This window comes from Klebsiella sp. K5-306 (genome assembly GCF_051835185.1).
In the GTDB taxonomy this organism is placed as follows: domain Bacteria; phylum Pseudomonadota; class Gammaproteobacteria; order Enterobacterales; family Enterobacteriaceae; genus Klebsiella; species Klebsiella oxytoca.
This window is the reverse complement of the sequence record NZ_JAIFJY010000011.1, coordinates 90,395-108,663: the sequence shown is the minus strand read 5'-3', so window position 1 is coordinate 108,663 and position 18,269 is coordinate 90,395. Positions and strand designations below refer to the sequence as shown.

Genomic DNA, 18,269 nt, shown 5'->3' with positions numbered 1-18,269 from the left:
TTTTTTGTAAACAGATTAACACCCCGCCAAAATCCTGCTATGCTGCCGACGCGGTATCGGGCATTTACCCTACAAACTGCTGTCTCACAGGAGCGTGAAGAGAATCGCCTACCGCATTTTACAATGAGAGCGAGGAGAACCGTCGTGCTAGAAGAATACCGTAAGCACGTAGCTGAGCGTGCCGCCGAGGGGATTGTTGCCAAACCCTTAGATGCAACCCAAATGGCCGCGCTGGTAGAACTGCTGAAAAACCCGCCTGCGGGTGAAGAAGAATTCCTGTTAGACCTGTTAATTAACCGCGTACCGCCAGGCGTCGACGAAGCCGCCTATGTTAAAGCCGGATTCCTTGCCGCGATCGCTAAAGGCGAAGCGACCTCCCCACTGGTTACCCCTGAAAAAGCTATCGAACTGCTGGGCACCATGCAGGGCGGTTACAATATTCATCCCCTGATTGACGCGCTCGACGACGCAAAGCTGGCGCCGATTGCCGCCAAAGCGCTGTCCCACACCCTGCTGATGTTCGATAATTTCTACGACGTAGAAGAGAAAGCCAAAGCGGGCAACGCATATGCCAAACAGGTGATGCAATCCTGGGCAGATGCTGAGTGGTTCCTGAGCCGTCCTCAGCTGGCCGATAAAATCACCGTGACCGTTTTTAAAGTGACCGGTGAAACCAATACTGATGACCTGTCTCCGGCTCCTGATGCCTGGTCTCGTCCGGATATCCCGCTGCACGCGCTGGCGATGCTGAAAAACGCCCGTGAAGGTATCGACCCGGATCAGCCTGGCGTCGTTGGCCCGATTAAGCAAATTGAAGCCCTGCAGCAAAAAGGCTTCCCGCTGGCCTACGTTGGTGATGTCGTCGGTACCGGTTCATCGCGTAAATCCGCCACCAACTCGGTGCTGTGGTTTATGGGCGACGATATTCCGAACGTGCCGAACAAACGCGGCGGCGGTCTGGTTCTCGGCGGCAAAATTGCGCCTATCTTCTTCAACACCATGGAAGATGCTGGCGCGCTGCCGATTGAAGTTGACGTAAACCGTCTGAATATGGGCGACGTCATCGACGTTTATCCGTTCAAAGGCGAAGTGCGTAACCACGAAACCGGCGAGCTGCTGGCGAACTTCGAGCTGAAAACCGACGTGCTGATCGACGAAGTCCGCGCCGGTGGCCGTATTCCGCTGATTATCGGTCGCGGCCTGACCACCAAAGCGCGTGAAGCGCTGGGTCTGCCGCACAGCGATGTTTTCCGTCAGGCGAAAGATGTAGCGGAAAGCAGCCGCGGATACTCGCTGGCGCAGAAAATGGTTGGCCGCGCCTGCGGCGTTGCCGGCGTCCGTCCGGGCGCTTATTGCGAACCGAAGATGACCTCCGTAGGCTCTCAGGACACCACTGGGCCAATGACCCGTGATGAGCTGAAAGACCTGGCCTGTCTGGGCTTCTCTGCCGACCTGGTGATGCAGTCCTTCTGCCACACCGCTGCGTATCCGAAGCCGGTTGACGTGACAACGCACCATACGCTGCCGGACTTCATTATGAACCGCGGCGGCGTATCGCTGCGTCCGGGCGATGGCGTTATCCACTCCTGGCTGAACCGTATGCTGCTGCCGGATACCGTGGGCACCGGCGGTGACTCGCATACCCGTTTCCCGATTGGTATCTCTTTCCCGGCGGGCTCCGGTCTGGTGGCGTTTGCCGCAGCAACCGGCGTTATGCCGCTGGATATGCCGGAATCAGTACTGGTTCGCTTTAAAGGCAAAATGCAGCCGGGTATCACTCTGCGCGATCTGGTGCATGCGATCCCGCTGTACGCAATCAAACAAGGTCTGCTGACCGTTGAGAAGAAAGGGAAGAAAAACATCTTCTCTGGCCGCATTCTGGAAATTGAAGGTCTGCCGGATCTGAAGGTCGAGCAGGCGTTTGAGCTGACCGATGCCTCCGCCGAGCGTTCTGCTGCCGGCTGTACCATCAAGCTGAACAAAGAGCCGATTGTTGAATATCTGACCTCCAATATCGTCCTGCTGAAGTGGATGATCGCCGAAGGTTACGGCGATCGTCGTACGCTGGAGCGTCGCGTTCAGGGCATGGAAAAATGGCTGGCCGATCCGCAGCTGCTGGAAGGCGATGCGGATGCAGAATATGCGGCGGTGATCGAGATCGATCTGGCCGATATCAAAGAGCCTATCCTCTGCGCGCCGAACGATCCGGACGATGCGCGTCTGCTGTCCGACGTGCAGGGTGAGAAGATCGATGAAGTCTTTATCGGTTCCTGCATGACCAACATTGGCCACTTCCGCGCGGCCGGTAAGCTGCTGGACAGCCACAAAGGCCAACTGCCGACTCGCCTGTGGGTGGCGCCGCCAACCCGTATGGATGCTGCGCAGCTGACTGAAGAAGGCTACTACAGCGTGTTCGGTAAGAGCGGTGCGCGTATTGAAATTCCTGGCTGCTCCCTGTGTATGGGTAACCAGGCGCGCGTTGCCGACGGTGCGACGGTGGTTTCAACCTCAACCCGTAACTTCCCGAACCGTTTAGGTACCGGCGCTAACGTCTTCCTGGCTTCTGCGGAGCTGGCGGCCGTTGCGGCGCTGATTGGTAAGCTACCGACACCGGAAGAGTATCAGACCTACGTTGCTCAGGTGGATAAAACCGCGGCGGATACCTACCGCTACCTGAACTTCGATCAGCTGGGTCAGTATACTGAGAAGGCTGATGGGGTGATTTTCCAGACCGCGGTATAACGCAATAAGTCAGCGTTGTACATAATCCCTTCAATGCCCGGTGAACATTGCATCACCGGGCATTTTTATTTCCAATCCCTCCGTCAGCGACGCTTTTTTTCTCTCTGACTGCTGCGATAATGACGTTATGGGTACAGTGCAGCGGTGACGCACTGCCCTTGCAGAGGAAAAGACTATGGATTACGAATTTCTGCGCGATATTACCGGAGTGGTAAAGGTGCGAATGTCGATGGACCATGAGGCGCTCGGCCACTGGTTCAACGAGGAGGTTAAAGGCAACCTTGCCCTGCTGGATGAAGTAGAGCAGGCTGCGCGTACCATTAAAGGCAGCGAACGTTCCTGGCAACGTGCCGGCCATGAATACACGCTATGGCTGGATGGTGAAGAAGTGATGATCCGCGCTAATCAGCTGGATTTTTCCGGCGATGAGATAGAAGAGGGGATGAGCTACTATGACGAAGAAAGCCTCTCGCTCTGCGGCGTTGAAGATTTTTTGCAGGTCGTTGCTGCCTACCGGGAGTTTATGCAGCAGCGCTAAGTCTGGCGGAGCCTCCGTGCTCCGCCGGGCGTTACACCGCCGGAATATTTCTTGCGTAGTAAATTTCGCGCATCTCTTTCCAGAGCCGATCGGTGATGACCCTGCGCTCTTCTTCCGTTAAATCTTCCGGCCTGGTGTGAAACATGTAGTGCTTAAGGTCGAACTCCTTCAGCAACATCTTGGTATGGAAAATATTTTCCTGATAAACGTTCACGTCCACCATGTCATACAAAGATTTAATATCCTCGGACATGAAGTTTTGAATGGAGTTGATTTCATGATCGATGAAGTGCTTCATACCGTTCACATCACGGGTGAAGCCGCGAACGCGGTAATCGATGGTGACGATATCGGATTCAAGCTGGTGAATCAGATAGTTCAGGGCTTTCAGCGGCGAAATGACTCCGCAGGTTGAGACTTCAATATCGGCGCGGAAGGTGCACAGCCCGCCTTCAGGATGGCTTTCCGGGTAGGTGTGAACGCAAATATGGCTTTTATCGAGATGTGCCACGACGGTTTCCGGTAGTGGACCCGGGTGTTCCGTCTGATCGATGAGCTGCGGGTCGATCGGCTCTTCGCTGACCAGAATAGTCACGCTGGCGCCCTGAGGTTCATAATCCTGACGGGCAATGTTAAGAATATTGGCGCCGATAATCGAACAGGTCTCCGACAAAATTTCCGTCAGGCGGTTGGCGTTATAGAGTTCATCAATATAGGCGATGTAGCCATCGCGCTCCTCTGCCGTTTTTGCGTAGCAGATATCATAAATGCAAAAACTCAGGCTTTTGGTCAGATTGTTAAAGCCGTGCAGCTTCAATTTTTTCAATTTAGATCACCCCCTTACTTAACGGTGGATAGCGCATCCAGTAAATATTGCGGTAAAGCAAATGCCGCCGCGTGAATTGCCGGGTTGTAATAGCGAAACTTCAGGTTTGACTTGTGAAAACGGGCCTGGATGATTTCACTGGAAAGATGGCGCAGGGCTTCATTGTCCGTGGCCCACGCGAAGGTCATGATGCCGCCGTAATAGGTTGGGATCGCCGCCTGATAGAAGCTTACATCACCAAAGTAATGGCTGAGCTTACGATGGCTATCGACGGCTTCATCCTGCTGCAGGAAACTAACGCCGTTCTGAGCAACGAAGATTCCTCCTGGATTGAGGCAGCGTTTGCAGCCTTCGTAAAAGGCGGAAGTGAACAGGCTCTCGCCGGGACCGATAGGATCGGTGCAGTCGGAGATAATGACGTCAAACGTTTGCGCGGTTTGATTAACAAAATTGACGCCATCGTCAATAACCAGCGTAAAGCGCGGGTCATCGTACGCGCCAGCATTATGATTAGGGAGATACTGGCGGCAGAATGAAACTACGCCCGCGTCAATTTCAACCATAGTGATGGTTTCGATGTTGCGATGACGGGAGACTTCGCGCAGCATTGCGCCATCGCCGCCGCCGATGATTAATACATGTTTCGCCTGGCCGTGGGCCATCAAAGGAACATGGGTCATCATTTCATGATAGATAAACTCATCACGTTCGGTGGTTTGCACTACGCCATCCAGCGCCATCACGCGGCCAAAGGCAGCATTTTCGAATATGATTAAATCCTGATGATCGGTTTTCTCATGATACAGTACGTTATCAACGCTGAAATACTGACCAAAATGGTCGTGCAGCGTTTCATGCCACAGATTGCTATCGGCCACGGGCAGATCCTCCTTTGTTAACACCTGTTACACCCATTAAAAATGAGCGCAACATCATAGCCAACTATAGAAGATGATGCACGGTGGATATTTCAGCAAATGAAGCGTGGGGCATAACCTTTCAAGAAAAGGGAAACACGCCCCCTGTCAGGAGGCGTGAGGATCAGGGGTTTTTCGCCTGGGGTTGTGCCGCCGTGGCGTCTACGATTCTGACTGAATACACCATGGTCGCTCCGGGCGGGATTTTGGGTGGCCGGCCTTCGCTACCATAGGCGAGTTCAGGAGGGATAACCACCGTAATAGAACCGTGGTTCCCCAGGCGCTTTATTGGCCCGAGGAAGACAGGAGGATAGGATTTTAGGGTCTGAGACCAGACTTTGCCTTCCGCTTCCATGTCGTTAATAACGGTTCCATCGATTAGCGTCTCCTTGATGGTTACGGTGACGGTATCGCTGTCGAGGATCTTACCTTCGCCGGCATAGTCGATACGGCTGTATACCCCATCTTTAAATACCACACCTTTTTGTTTCGCGAACTTTTGTTGGTATTTTTTTCCTTCGTTAACCATCTGCTGTTCTATCTTATGCAGATGCTGAAAGACCTTTTTCGACACATCGAACAGAGCCTTATTGCGCGCTTTCTCGTCGAGGGCGATTTTCCCTGAAAAGGAATCCAGGATGCCCTGCAGAACGGTATCTTTACTGATTTTTATGCCCTGTGAACTGCGGGTGGACAACACTTTTAGCGCCTCCTCGCCCATCGATACGCCGACAGAGTAAGCCTGCTGCTGAGGCTCTCTGGTAAGATCGATAGCCGCCGGGTTTTTACCTGATTTCGTCTCGGCATCAGCAAGCCGGGCCTTTAGCTGGCTTATCTCATCAGCGCTGGCCTGCAGCAGGGCGTTGTTTTCATCTGCCTGCGGGCTGACCGCATTTTCCTGAGGCGCTGGCTGCTGCCTGCTGATGGTGAAGGAGTCCAGTTTTGCCGTGAGCGCCCGGTTTTCTACCCCCGTGGCCGCCAGTTTTACCGCCAAATTCTGCTTTTCCGCTACTGCGGCAGCAAGTTTCGCCGCCAGCGCTTGCCTGCCGGTTTCTCCCGCATCCAGTTTTGTTTTGAGTTCCCGCTGTGCGGTTTCTGCGGCGACGAGCTTTGCAGCGAGCGCTTGCTTGTCTGATGCAGCGGCAGCAAGCTTAGAGGCGATATCTTGCTGTTGTTTTTCCTCAGCCGCGAGCTTCTTTAACAGCGTTTGCTTTTCAGCGGCGGCTTCCGTTAGCAGTGATTCAAGCTTTTGTTTCGCTGATTCCGCAGAAGCTAGCTTTTTTTCCTGTAGCAGAATTTTATTTTCCGTGGCATTGAGCTGCCCCAGTTTCTGTTTCATTTCAGCGGCGGCGGAGAGCTCTTTGTCTATTAAGCGTTGTTTTTCTGCTACGGCAACCGTTAATGCTTTCTCAAGCTGGCGAATTTTATCCGTCAGATCTTTTTGATTGTCCTGTACGGCATAAACCGTAGCTGGCTTTGCTGAAAGCTGTTGTCGAAGTTGCCGAATGATTTTATCTTTTTGAGCAATTATTGCAGCCTGGCGTGAAACTTCAGTGACTTTCTGTTCGTTTTTTTTATTCGTTGTTTGCGTAATAGCGTTTTTTTCTTCAACGGACTTCGCAGGCGCGCGATCTTTCTGAGCCTGCTGCTCTTTAGCGTAATTTAAGAATGCCGGCCCTGACGCGTCACTATTCGAATTTGCCGTAACATGTATCAGCGCCTCTTTTTCCGCGCGAGCGTCGGGTGATGGCGACAGCGCCAGCACAAGCGCTGCTGCCAGCGATATCGAATTGAAGTTAATAGCTATTTTTCCGTTCATGGCTGAACATTTTCACCGCGTTTAACCAGACTATCGATCAGTTCCTTTTCAATATCCGCGCATAGCTTGATTGATTTGAACTGGTACATGGAGTCGATACCCTGTTTAGTTGGCTCTGCAACTTTGCTGCGCACAGAATTATATTGAGATGCGGCGTTGAGCAGGGCGGTGAACTCATTCCCCAATTTAGCTGCCTGCTTTGGATTCACCTCTTTCAGTGACTCCAGCGCTTTACGGCAAGTCTCAATGCGCGCTTGCTCCTCGGCAATTCTCTGCTGTTCAGTTTGCTGTTGATTTAATGTCGCGTCAGGTAAAGGTTTCATTAATCTGGCGGATTGTCGGGATTGTGTTGATTGACAACCTACTAATAAAATGACGGCCAGAGGTGCTACGCGGGTAAATAAGGATATGTTCAAGGTTTCATTCCATTGATAAAAAGGGTCGTTATCGGGCGATAATAATGTGCAAAAAAGGAGATTGCAATAATATGGCTGCTGTTTTTTTAATGGTTTATTAGTATTAATTTTATTAATTAGTTAAACACTTAATGAATTATCGGTGAGGTTTTTGAATTGAGATATGAATTAGTCGTCGCTGTAAAGTGAATCGCTATTACCAATAACACAATAGCCGTATTTAAACGGCTATTAAACTTGTTAAATCAGAAGCGTGATTATTTCACGTAGGCAAGCAGGCTAAGCGAGTCGCGAGCCAGCGCTTTACATTTTTTGGTGGTAGGAATTTTGATTCCGCTGAGATCCCGATAGCTATCCTCGCCCAGCGCTTTCATATTGAAGCTGTCGTAGTTGCTTAAATCCCACTGGTTCTGCTGAGCAAAAAACACCAGAGCGCGACGAATCTGCGTGTTAGGCAGATTTTGATAACCGCAATCGTTCTTCAGAAAGACGAATACCGCCGTCAAATCAGCCATATCTTCCGCTTCGGACTCGCTTAATGCATAGCTATTGGCGGAGAGAGTAAGCAGGCTGCCAAGCACTATTGTTCTGAAAAGCGTCTTCATTTTTTCTACCATTGAATCACTGACAAACAAAGTTAGCATACTTCTTTACACTACGCTGAGCTTTATTCTTACTCTTCCGCTTGACCTTCCCGTTGGTGGAGGGTTTAAGCTCATTTATTCACCTGCAGAATAAAAGGATGTGAAAAATGCAACGTCGTGAATTTCTTAAATTAACCGCTGCGGTCAGCGTAGCCAGTGCATTGCCGCTCTGGAGCCGCGCGGTTTTGGCTGCCGGTCGTCCCTCTTTGCCCGTGCCGGAACTGCTGATGGCTGACGCGCGCAATCGCATCTCCTTAACCATTCAGGCCGGAAAAACGCAGTTCGGCTCTCACCTGGCGACGACCTGGGGCTACAACGGTAGCCTGCTGGGGCCAGCCCTGCAGCTTAAGCAAGGTGAGGCGGCAACCATCGATATTCATAATCGTCTGGCGGAGGAGACTACCGTGCACTGGCACGGTCTGGAGGTTTCCGGCGTCGTTGACGGTGGCCCTCAGGGGGTGATTCCCGCAGGAGGTTCCCGTACCGTGACGTTTACGCCAACGCAGCGGGCGGCGACCTGTTGGTTCCACCCTCACCAACACGGTAAAACCGGCAGACAGGTGGCGATGGGGCTGGCCGGACTGGTGCTCATTTCTGATGCAGAAAGTGAAAAGCTGCTCTTGCCAAAGCAGTGGGGAATCGATGATGTGCCGGTGATCGTGCAGGATAAGAAATTCACCCCGGAAGGCCAGATTGACTACCAGCTCGATATTATGAGCGCCGCCGTTGGCTGGTTTGGCGATACGCTGCTGACCAACGGCGCGCTTTATCCGGAGCATGCCGCACCTCGCGGCTGGCTGCGTTTGCGTCTGCTTAACGGCTGCAACGCGCGTTCTTTGAATTTCTCTACCAGCGATAAGCGGCCCATGTACGTCGTGGCAAGCGATGGTGGTCTGCTTGCTGAGCCGGTAAAAGTTAACGAGCTGCCGGTGCTGATGGGGGAACGGTTTGAAGTGCTGGTGGATACGACGGACGGTAAACCCTTTGATCTGATAACGCTGCCGGTGAGCCAGATGGGTATGGCTATTACGCCATTCGATAAACCGCAGCCAGTATTACGCGTTCAGCCGCTGACGATTCCGGCTTCCGGTAAGCTGCCGGATGTCCTTGCCGCCATGCCAGCGCTACCTTCCTTACAAGGGCTAACCCAGCGTACGCTGCAGCTCTCTATGGATCCGATGCTTGATATGATGGGCATGCAGGCGCTGATGCAAAAATACGGCGACCAGGCGATGTCCGGAATGGACCACGGCGCGATGATGAACCATGGCGAGATGGGGAATATGAACACTATGAACCACGGCGACATGGAACATATGAATCATGGCGGCATGATGCAGATGAAGCACGGTAATAAGGATTTTGATTTCCATAACGCTAACCGCATCAACGGGAAAGCATTTGATATGAATGTCCCCATGTTTGCGGCGGCGAAAGGGCAGTATGAGCGGTGGGTCATTTCCGGTAAGGGCGACATGATGCTGCATCCGTTTCATATCCACGGTACCCAGTTCCGTATTTTATCTGAAAACGGCAAGGCGCCTGCAGCGCATCGCAGCGGCTGGAAAGACACCGTTCGGGTGGAAGGCGCAGTGAGTGAAGTACTGGTGAAATTTGACCATGATGCCCCGAAGGAGTTTGCCTATATGGCGCACTGCCATCTGCTGGAACATGAAGATACGGGAATGATGTTGGCCTTTACGACTGCCTGAGGACGTTTCCTGCTCGTTCGCCCTGCGCGGCGGGCGGGCACTTTTCTTAAAGTCCTTACCGAGGGTGTTGATTAATAAAATCACGCATATACTGTCGCGATTGCTTAATAATCAACGAGGTTGAAATGGATATTTACCGCAAAGTGATTGCCGCATCGCTGGCGCTATTTGTTACGCTTTCCGCACATGCCGGGATGACGATGGAACGCAAGGACATACCCGATTTAAAGCTTAGTGTTGAAATCCCCGAGGGGCTGACGCCAATGTCTGAAGAGATGGCAAAGCTCAAATACCCTTCCGAAAACCGTCCACAGGTCATTTATGGCGATGAGAAAGGCAAAGCATCGCTGGGGGTTACCGCAGGGCGCAATCCGTTACCAGCGGAGAAGCTCGATGCATTTAAAGAGATGATGCTTAAGATGCTGGAGAGTTTAAAACCGCAGGCCGAGGCCGTTACCGTTGATGGTCATAAGGGGTGGTTACTCACCTTCTATTCGCAGGCTGCGGATACTGAAATTCTCAATATGATGTTAATCACATCGCAGAATAATAAGGCGGTGCAGATGACGTTTAATATGACCAAAGATTTAGTTGAACAGTATCAGGAAGCGGCAAAAGCCTCTTTGCTTTCCCTGCAGTTCGCGAAGTAACTCTGGTCTCGACTGAAAAAAACGCCCGTAAAGGGCGTTTTTTTATTTCCTGTCTCTAAGACAAGGGAAGGGGCTCAGAAGGCAAAGCGGAATTACTTCGCGTCGTCCGGCAGAGCGTAAGCGACGATATAGTCGCCCATCTTCGTGCCAAACGAACCGTGACCGCCCGCAGAGATGACAACGTACTGCTTGCCATTCACTTCATAGGTCATCGGCGTCGCCTGGCCGCCCGCCGGCAGACGGGCCTGCCATAATTTTTCACCGTTGCTCATATTGTACGCGCGCAGGTAGTTATCTGCGGTCGCGCCGATAAACAGCACATTGCCTGCCGTAGAAATAGGGCCGCCCAGCATCGGCATACCCATGGTGAACGGAAGTTTAATCGGCATCGGGAACGGCAGGCTATCCTGCGGGGTACCGATACGTTTTTTCCACACCACTTCGTTGGTTTTTAAATCCAGCGCGGAGATATAGCCCCAGGCCGGCTGTTTGCAAGGCAGACCAAACGGTGACAGGAACGGGTTTAGCGTAACGCCGTAGGGAACGCCGTACTGTGGCTGAATACCAGCTTCAGTACCGGAACCTTTGGCGTCTTTCGGCTGCTCCATCGGGTTGCCGGGGCCGCGCGGGATCAGTTTTGACACAAACGGCAGCGCCATTGGGTTAGCAATCGCCACCTGGCGGTTCGGATCGACGGAGATACCGCCCCATTCGAACATCCCCAGGTTACCCGGGAACACCAGAGTTCCTTGTTCTGACGGCGGGGTGAAGATGCCTTCATAGCGCAGCTGATGGAAGATAACCCGGCACACCAGCTGGTCAAACATGGTGGCGCCCCACATATCCGCGCCGCTCAGGTCTTTTTTCGGGCGGAAGCTCAGATCGGAGAACGGCTGAGTTTTTGAGACGTAGTCACCTTTCGCCGCCCCTTGCGGAACCGGTTTTTCCGGTGCCGGGACAACCAGCTCACCGTTACGGCGATCGAGGACAAAAATATTACCGGTTTTTGCCGGAGCGTAAATTACCGGTACGGTTTTACCGTTGACGTCGATGTCCGCCAGCGTCGGCTGCGACGGCATATCCATATCCCACAGATCGTGGTGCACGGTCTGGTAGCTCCATGCCAGTTTACCGGTGGTGGCGTTTAGCGCCACGATGGAGCTGGCATAGCGTTCCTGTTCTGGCGTACGGTTGCCGCCCCAGATATCCGGGGTGGTCACGCCCATAGGCAGGTAGACCAAATCCAGCTTCGCGTCATAGGCTGCTGGCGCCCAGGAGTTAGGTGAATTCAGTGTGAAATGATGTTCATCACTCGGAATCGCGTTGGGATCTTTCGCACCCGGATCAAAGGCCCACAGCAGCTTACCGGTATTCACATCAAAGCCGCGGATAACGCCAGACGGCTCGCGGGTCGAGAAGTTATCGGTCACGGCGCCGGCGATAACGATCGTTTTATCAGTAATAATCGGCGGTGAAGTTGGTTCGTACATACCCGGCGTAGTGACAGGCATGTTGGTTTGCAGATTGAGAATGCCTTTATTAGCAAAGGATTCACACAGCTTACCGGTTTCGGCATTGATGGCGAACAGGCGGCCATCGTTGACCGGTAGAATGATACGGCGCGGGCAGTCGGCAACCACATCTGCCGGCGCATTGTCCGCTCTGGCTTCATGATATGAAACGCCGCGGCAGGTCACGTGCTGGAAAGAGGGATCTGCGTTGAGCTGCGGATCGAAATGCCATTTTTCTTTACCGGTGGCCGCATCAAGCGCGAACAGGCGCTGGTGGGCAGTACACAGATAGAGCGTGTCGCCCACTTTAATCGGCGTAACTTCGTTGGTAATTTCGCCCGGATCGTTAGGCTGCTTGAGATCGCCCGTACGGAAGACCCAGGCTTCTTTCAGATTCTTCACGTTATCGGCGTTGATCTGCTTCAGCGGCGAGTAACGCTGTCCTTCCTGATTACGGCCATACGCCGACCAGTCGCCATCGGCAACGTCGGAAATAGGCGCTGCTGGCGTTGCATCCGCTCTCAGCGTACCGTTGACTTCCTGCGGGTCGTTGAAGCCGGCCCAGGTGAGGATGCCGCCGCTAATCAGCAGGGCGACGACCAGCCCGGCAACGGCGCCAGCGGAGGGAATCGGCAGGCGACGCCAGACAAAAGGAAGAATCAGCCAGATGCCGAAGAAGACCAGAATGTCGCTGCGTGGGGTCAGCGCCCAGAAGTCAAAACCAACCTCCCAGACGCCCCAAATCATCGTGGCAAGCAGCAGCGCGGCGTAAAGCCAAAGCGCAGAGCGCTTACCGCGGAACAGGAGGACGGTGACGCCCAGCATCACCAGACCTGCGATAGGGTAGTACCAGGAGCCGCCGAGGGCGACCAGCCAGGCTCCGCCCGCTAAAAGATAGAGGCCACAGAACGCTGCAAAAAGAGCCGTCAGCGTCACGAGTAGCCGTGATTGTTGAGATTTTGTTTCTGCCATAGAAAGACACTCGTTTGATTGTTAATTTTTTACCTGCAATTAATTATAGGATTTAACAAGTGTGATCGGAATCACAAAATGGGCTTTATTAATCACTGCATCGCATATTTCTTTTTGCTGGTATACTGCGTGGCTTGCCGGTCAACGTCGGTGCAATCGCAGCGGCATTGATGATTTACATTAAGAATCAAATGGTTAGTTTTATGAAACATACTGTAGAAGTGATGATCCCGGAAACTGAGATCAAAGCCCGTATTGCTGAGCTCGGTCGTCAAATTAATGAACATTACCAGGATAGCGGCAGCGAAATGGTGCTGGTGGGGCTATTGCGCGGTTCATTTATGTTTATGGCCGACCTGTGCCGTGAAGTTCAGGTACCCCATGAAGTCGATTTCATGACCGCATCCAGCTACGGCAGCGGCATGTCCACCACCCGCGACGTCAAAATCCTCAAAGATCTGGATGAAGACATCCGCGGTAAAGATGTGCTGATCGTGGAAGACATCATTGACTCCGGCAACACACTGTCAAAAGTGCGTGAAATTCTTAGCCTACGTGAACCTAAATCCCTGGCAATTTGTACCCTGCTCGATAAGCCAAGCCGTCGTGAAGTTAACGTGCCGGTAGAGTTCGTCGGTTTTGCGATCCCGGATGAATTCGTCGTGGGCTACGGCATTGACTATGCTCAGCGCTACCGTCACCTGCCCTATATCGGCAAAGTGACCCTGCTCGACGAATAAAGCGGATTATCTATCCCGGCGGCCCGGGATAATAATTAAGAGGAGCGCGTGAATTACTTGTGATTGACGTGCTTGCTTTTAAGGTTGGAAATACCCTGGCGATAGCGCTGTTCCAGCGTTTCGCGGCTGACGGCGGTCACGTCAAGGTCGCGTAACATGCCGTCGTGAATGCCGTAAGCCCAGCCGTGGATGGTCACTTTCTGTCCGCGCTTCCACGCCGACTGCATAATCGTTGAGTGACCCAGGTTGTAAACCTGCTCCATCACATTCAATTCACACAGCGTATCAAGGCGACGCTCTTCGGGCATCTCACCCAGTAATGAGCTGTGCTTAAACCAGATATCGCGGATATGCAGCAGCCAGTTGTCGATCAGGCCAAGCTCGGTATTTTCAATTGCCGCCTGCACGCCGCCGCAGCCGTAGTGGCCGCAGATGATGATGTGCTCGACTTCCAGTACATCAACCGCGTACTGCACCACGGAAAGACAGTTCAGGTCGGTATGAATCACCAGGTTTGCAACGTTACGGTGTACAAACAGCTCGCCGGGTTCCAGGCCGGTCAAACGTTCGGCGGGGACGCGGCTATCGGAACATCCAATCCACAGAAAGCGCGGTTTTTGCGCTTGTGCCAGCTTCTCAAAGAAACCGGGGTCTTCCTCCACCAGCATTTTTGACCATAGTGCATTGTTGCTGATGAGTGTATCTATATCGTTCATGGATGTTTACGGGCCTGTAACCAAGTAAGTGCGTTGCGCTAATATAGGGTAACCTCACATTTTTTAAAACAACCCATCGCGTGTCGCGACACGAGAAGAGACCTTTAATGACCATTGCTCTGGAACTAAAACAGCTCAAGAAAACCTACCCCGGTGGAGTTCAGGCGCTGCGCGGAATCGATCTGCAGGTCGAAGCGGGCGATTTTTACGCGCTCCTGGGGCCTAACGGCGCGGGGAAATCGACCACTATCGGCATCATCAGTTCGCTGGTAAATAAAACCTCCGGCGAGGTGAATGTTTTTGGCTACGATCTGCAAAAGGATGTGGTGAACGCCAAACGCCAGCTCGGTCTGGTGCCGCAGGAGTTCAACTTCAACCCATTTGAAACCGTGCAGCAGATTGTGGTCAACCAGGCGGGCTACTATGGCGTTGAGCGCAAAGAAGCGATTGTCCGCAGTGAAAAGTACCTCAAACAGCTCGACCTATGGGAAAAGCGCAACGAGCGCGCGCGGATGCTCTCCGGCGGCATGAAGCGCCGCCTGATGATCGCCCGCGCGTTGATGCATGAACCGAAGCTGCTGATCCTCGATGAGCCCACGGCGGGAGTGGATATTGAGCTTCGTCGCTCGATGTGGGGATTTTTGAAAGATCTCAACGATAAAGGCACGACGATTATCCTGACTACCCACTATCTGGAAGAGGCCGAAATGCTGTGCCGCAATATCGGCATTATTCAGCGCGGCGAGCTGGTGGAAAACACATCGATGAAAGCGCTGCTGGCCAAGCTGAAATCAGAAACTTTTATTCTCGACCTGGCTCCCAAAAGCCCGCTGCCGGTGCTGGAAGGCTATCAGTATCGTCTGGTCGATACGTCGACTCTGGAGGTAGAAGTGCTGCGCGAGCAGGGGATTAACAGCGTGTTCACTCAGCTGAGCGCGCAGGGAATACAGGTATTAAGTATGCGTAACAAAGCAAACCGGCTTGAAGAGCTGTTTGTCACGCTGGTGCATGACCGGAAAGGAGAATCAGCATGATGCAGCTTTATTGGGTCGCGCTGAAAAGCATCTGGACCAAAGAGATCCATCGGTTTATGCGTATCTGGGTCCAGACACTGGTGCCGCCGGTGATAACCATGACCCTCTACTTTGTCATTTTTGGCAATCTGATCGGTTCGCGCATCGGTGAGATGCACGGTTTTACCTATATGCAGTTTATCGTGCCGGGTCTGATCATGATGGCGGTGATCACCAACGCCTATGCCAACGTGGCGTCCTCTTTCTTCAGCGCCAAATTCCAGCGCAATATTGAAGAACTGCTGGTCGCACCGGTCCCCACGCACGTGGTGATCGCCGGCTATGTGGGCGGCGGGGTTGCCCGCGGTCTGTGCGTCGGGATTCTGGTGACGGCGATTTCGCTGTTTTTCGTTCCGTTCCAGGTCCACTCGTGGGTATTTGTCGCTCTGACCCTGATACTGACCGCCGTGCTATTCTCGCTGGCCGGCCTGCTGAACGCGGTGTTTGCTAAAACCTTTGACGACATCAGCCTTATTCCGACCTTCGTGCTGACGCCCTTGACCTACCTCGGCGGGGTTTTTTATTCCCTGACCCTGCTGCCGCCCTTCTGGCAAGGGCTGTCGCATCTCAATCCGATCGTCTATATGATCAGCGGCTTCCGCTACGGCTTCCTCGGAATTAACGATGTTCCTCTGGCGACGACCTTCGGCGTGCTGGTCGTGTTTATCGTCGCGTTTTATCTCTTGTGCTGGTATCTGATCCAGCGCGGACGCGGGCTGCGCAGCTAATTTAACGACCGATGGCGCTTTGCTGCTCACTGAGGCAAAGCGCCAGCCAACAATTTGATTGCCATCACCGATATTCATCATTTGCCTTGCTAAATTGTTTGCCTGCTAAGGAGGTAGGCGATGTTAGGTTGGGTGATTACCTGTCATGATGAACTGGCGCAGGAGATGCTGGATCGTCTGGAGAAAAAGTTTGGGCCGTTGACGCAGTGCCGGGCGGTCAACTACTGGCGCAATCTCAGCAGCAACATGCTGAGCCGTATGATGTGCGATGCGCTACATGAGACGGACGGCGGCGAAGGCGTTATTTTCCTGACCGATAAATCCGGCGCGGCGCCTTATCGCGTGGCGGCGCTGATGAGCCATAAGCACACCCACTGTGAAGTGATTTCCGGGATCGACTATTCATTACTGGAAAGTATGTATTTGCTGCGACAGAGCCTGAGCAGCGAAGCCTTCCGACACGCCATTGTCAGCGCCGGAGGCCCGGCGGTGAGCAGTCTCTGGCATCAGCAGCAAAAGAATCCACCCTTCCGGCTGCTGCATGAGCCGTACGGGAATTAAGCATTGGTATTGATCGCGCTTTTGTTACAATGACGGCAGTTTTTATCTACCGGTTCGATGCGCATGCTTGCCCGAATGTTTGTTTTACTCCTTCTGCTTACGGCGTGCAGCGCTTCCGCCAGCCTGTTAAGCCAGCAGGGCACCCCCGCGCGCTATATGCAAACGACCGAAGATGCGGATATCTGGGCGCAGGTTGGCAACCAGGTAGTGAGCGTCGGCAACGTACGGGCAGGGCAAATACTGGCGGTAGTGCCGACCGCAGCCGATTACTACGAGTTTAATTTTGGCTTTGCGACCGGCTTTATCGATAAAGGCCACCTTGGCCCAGTGCAGGGCAAGCAGCGGGTTGAGGATAGCCTCGGCGACCTGCATAAGCCTCTGAGCAACCAGAATCTCATTACCTGGAAAGATACGCCCGTCTATGATGGCCCCTCCGCTGGCAGCGCGCCGTTCGGCACCCTGGCGAATAATTTGCGCTATCCGATTATCAGCAAGCTCCGGGATCGGTTGAATCAAACCTGGTTTCAGATACGCATTGGTAACCGCCTGGCGTGGGTGAGCAGTCTGGATGCGCAGGAAGATAACGGCATCCCCATACTCACTTATCACCATATTCTGCGTGACGAAGAAAACACCCGGTTTCGTCATACCTCGACCACGACTTCCGTTCGCGCCTTCAGCAACCAGATGACCTGGCTACGCGACCAGGGCTATGCCACGCTGAGCATGTATCAACTGGAAGGTTATCTGCGTAATAAAGTGAATCTTCCGGCGCGTTCGGTGGTGATCACTTTTGACGATGGTCTGAAATCGGTCAACCGCTATGCGTACCCGATTCTTAAGCAATATGGCTTTCACGCTACGGCTTTTATTATTTCATCGCGCATCAAGCGCCATCCGCAGAAATGGGCGCCGAACTCGCTGCAGTTTATGAGCATTTCCGAGTTAAAACAGATTCATGATGTCTTCGACGTGCAGTCGCATACCCATTTCCTGCATCGGGTTGATGCCCGGCGTCATCCGATTCTGCTCAGCCGCAGCTATCACAATATTCTGTTTGATTTTGAACATTCGCGGCGGGCGCTGGCGCAGTTTAATCCCCATGTGCTCTATCTTTCTTATCCGTTTGGCGGCTATAACGCTAAGGCGGTTCAGGCGGCGAACGACGCCGGTTTTCATCTGGCGGTGACTACCGTGAGAGGTAAGGTAAAGCCGGGCGACAATCCGTTCTTATTAAAAAGGCTATATATTCTCAGAACGGATTCGCTGGAGACGATGTCGCGGCTGATAAGCAATCAGCCGCAGGGGTAGATCAGGCAACCTGTACCGGAATGGCTTTTGCCTGGCGCTTCATTTCGTTTTCGCCCTCGAAATAGGCGACTTTCGGCTGCCAGGTGCGGGCTTCTTCGTCAGGCATGGTGACGAAACTGGCGATAATCAAAATATCGCCGACGTTGGCGCAGTGTGCCGCCGCGCCGTTAACGGAGATAATTCGCGACCCGCGCTCTGCGGCGATGGCGTAGGTGGTGAAACGATTACCGTTGGTCACGTTCCAGATATGAATAGCCTCGTTTTCAAGGATGCCGGACGCATCGAGGAAATCCTGATCAATAGCGCAGGAGCCTTCATAGTGCAGGTCGGCCTGCGTGACTTTAACGCGGTGGAGTTTGCCCTGCAGCATATTACGAATCATAACGTCTACCT

At 53.0% G+C, this 18,269-nt stretch carries 17 protein-coding genes; 9 read left to right on the top strand and 8 right to left on the bottom strand.

The window, feature by feature from the left end:
• Window positions 1–144 precede the first annotated feature (144 nt).
• Window positions 145–2,742, top strand: a complete 2,598-nt coding sequence (gene acnB / locus K2184_RS17650) for a bifunctional aconitate hydratase 2/2-methylisocitrate dehydratase (RefSeq protein WP_004108065.1) — start codon at window positions 145–147, stop codon at window positions 2,740–2,742.
• Between the two features lie 175 nt (window positions 2,743–2,917).
• Window positions 2,918–3,280: a protein YacL gene (yacL, locus tag K2184_RS17645; protein ID WP_004108063.1), complete on the top strand. Its 363-nt coding sequence runs from the start codon at window positions 2,918–2,920 to the stop codon at window positions 3,278–3,280.
• Window positions 3,281–3,311: 31 nt separating this feature from the next.
• Here yacL and speD read toward each other — a convergent pair whose 3' ends face one another.
• From speD to K2184_RS17620, 5 genes are all read right to left on the bottom strand, one after another.
• Window positions 3,312–4,106, bottom strand: a complete 795-nt coding sequence (gene speD / locus K2184_RS17640; RefSeq protein ID WP_004108061.1) for an adenosylmethionine decarboxylase — start codon at window positions 4,104–4,106, stop codon at window positions 3,312–3,314.
• A gap of 14 nt (window positions 4,107–4,120) precedes the next feature.
• Window positions 4,121–4,984: a polyamine aminopropyltransferase gene (speE, locus tag K2184_RS17635; RefSeq protein ID WP_163524549.1), complete on the bottom strand. Its 864-nt coding sequence runs from the start codon at window positions 4,982–4,984 to the stop codon at window positions 4,121–4,123.
• A gap of 163 nt (window positions 4,985–5,147) precedes the next feature.
• Window positions 5,148–6,842: an FKBP-type peptidyl-prolyl cis-trans isomerase N-terminal domain-containing protein gene (locus K2184_RS17630; RefSeq protein ID WP_163524547.1), complete on the bottom strand. Its 1,695-nt coding sequence runs from the start codon at window positions 6,840–6,842 to the stop codon at window positions 5,148–5,150.
• Complete coding sequence (locus K2184_RS17625; protein ID WP_224227579.1) at window positions 6,839–7,258, bottom strand: permease; 420 nt, start codon at window positions 7,256–7,258, stop codon at window positions 6,839–6,841. Before K2184_RS17625 ends, K2184_RS17630 begins: the two co-directional genes overlap by 4 nt.
• Window positions 7,259–7,515: 257 nt before the next feature.
• Window positions 7,516–7,863 (bottom strand): YacC family pilotin-like protein, encoded by a 348-nt coding sequence (locus K2184_RS17620; protein ID WP_004872121.1) that lies wholly within the window; start codon window positions 7,861–7,863, stop codon window positions 7,516–7,518.
• A gap of 146 nt (window positions 7,864–8,009) precedes the next feature.
• On the opposite strand from K2184_RS17620, the gene cueO reads away from it, so the two are divergent.
• Together cueO and K2184_RS17610 are read left to right on the top strand one after the other, a co-directional pair.
• Window positions 8,010–9,614: a multicopper oxidase CueO gene (gene cueO / locus K2184_RS17615; RefSeq protein ID WP_154022194.1), complete on the top strand. Its 1,605-nt coding sequence runs from the start codon at window positions 8,010–8,012 to the stop codon at window positions 9,612–9,614.
• Between the two features lie 125 nt (window positions 9,615–9,739).
• A complete protein-coding gene (locus K2184_RS17610) occupies window positions 9,740–10,264 on the top strand; it encodes a hypothetical protein (RefSeq protein WP_108704197.1) in 525 nt (174 codons plus the stop codon).
• 92 nt (window positions 10,265–10,356) lie between these two features.
• Here the strand turns inward: K2184_RS17610 and K2184_RS17605 are convergent, their stop codons facing one another.
• Entirely contained in the window at window positions 10,357–12,747 is a 2,391-nt protein-coding gene (locus K2184_RS17605; protein WP_004108050.1) for a glucose/quinate/shikimate family membrane-bound PQQ-dependent dehydrogenase, read from the bottom strand.
• Between the two features lie 203 nt (window positions 12,748–12,950).
• On the opposite strand from K2184_RS17605, the gene hpt reads away from it, so the two are divergent.
• Window positions 12,951–13,487 (top strand): hypoxanthine phosphoribosyltransferase, encoded by a 537-nt coding sequence (gene hpt, locus K2184_RS17600; RefSeq protein ID WP_023322073.1) that lies wholly within the window; start codon window positions 12,951–12,953, stop codon window positions 13,485–13,487.
• A gap of 53 nt (window positions 13,488–13,540) precedes the next feature.
• On the opposite strand, the gene can is transcribed toward hpt, so the two are convergent.
• Window positions 13,541–14,203: a carbonate dehydratase gene (can, locus tag K2184_RS17595; protein ID WP_004108036.1), complete on the bottom strand. Its 663-nt coding sequence runs from the start codon at window positions 14,201–14,203 to the stop codon at window positions 13,541–13,543.
• Window positions 14,204–14,310: 107 nt separating this feature from the next.
• Between can and K2184_RS17590 the strand changes: the two genes are divergently transcribed.
• The 4 genes from K2184_RS17590 to K2184_RS17575 all read left to right on the top strand — a co-directional run bounded on the left by K2184_RS17590 (window position 14,311) and on the right by K2184_RS17575 (window position 17,876).
• Window positions 14,311–15,237: an ABC transporter ATP-binding protein gene (locus tag K2184_RS17590; RefSeq protein WP_004108035.1), complete on the top strand. Its 927-nt coding sequence runs from the start codon at window positions 14,311–14,313 to the stop codon at window positions 15,235–15,237.
• The gene (locus K2184_RS17585; RefSeq protein WP_004108033.1) at window positions 15,234–16,004 is read left to right on the top strand and encodes an ABC transporter permease; all 771 of its coding nucleotides are present in this window, start codon (window positions 15,234–15,236) and stop codon (window positions 16,002–16,004) included. The genes K2184_RS17590 and K2184_RS17585 overlap by 4 nt, the downstream gene beginning before the upstream one ends.
• Window positions 16,005–16,124: 120 nt before the next feature.
• Window positions 16,125–16,565 carry a PTS sugar transporter subunit IIA gene (locus tag K2184_RS17580; RefSeq protein WP_108704196.1) on the top strand — a complete coding sequence of 147 codons (441 nt, stop codon included), beginning with the start codon at window positions 16,125–16,127 and terminating at the stop codon, window positions 16,563–16,565.
• A gap of 57 nt (window positions 16,566–16,622) precedes the next feature.
• Window positions 16,623–17,876, top strand: coding sequence for a polysaccharide deacetylase family protein (locus tag K2184_RS17575; protein WP_032742539.1), 1,254 nt, complete (start codon window positions 16,623–16,625; stop codon window positions 17,874–17,876).
• Between the two features lies 1 nt (window position 17,877).
• Here the strand turns inward: K2184_RS17575 and panD are convergent, their stop codons facing one another.
• Complete coding sequence (gene panD, locus K2184_RS17570; protein ID WP_004108014.1) at window positions 17,878–18,258, bottom strand: aspartate 1-decarboxylase; 381 nt, start codon at window positions 18,256–18,258, stop codon at window positions 17,878–17,880.
• Window positions 18,259–18,269: the final 11 nt, after the last annotated feature.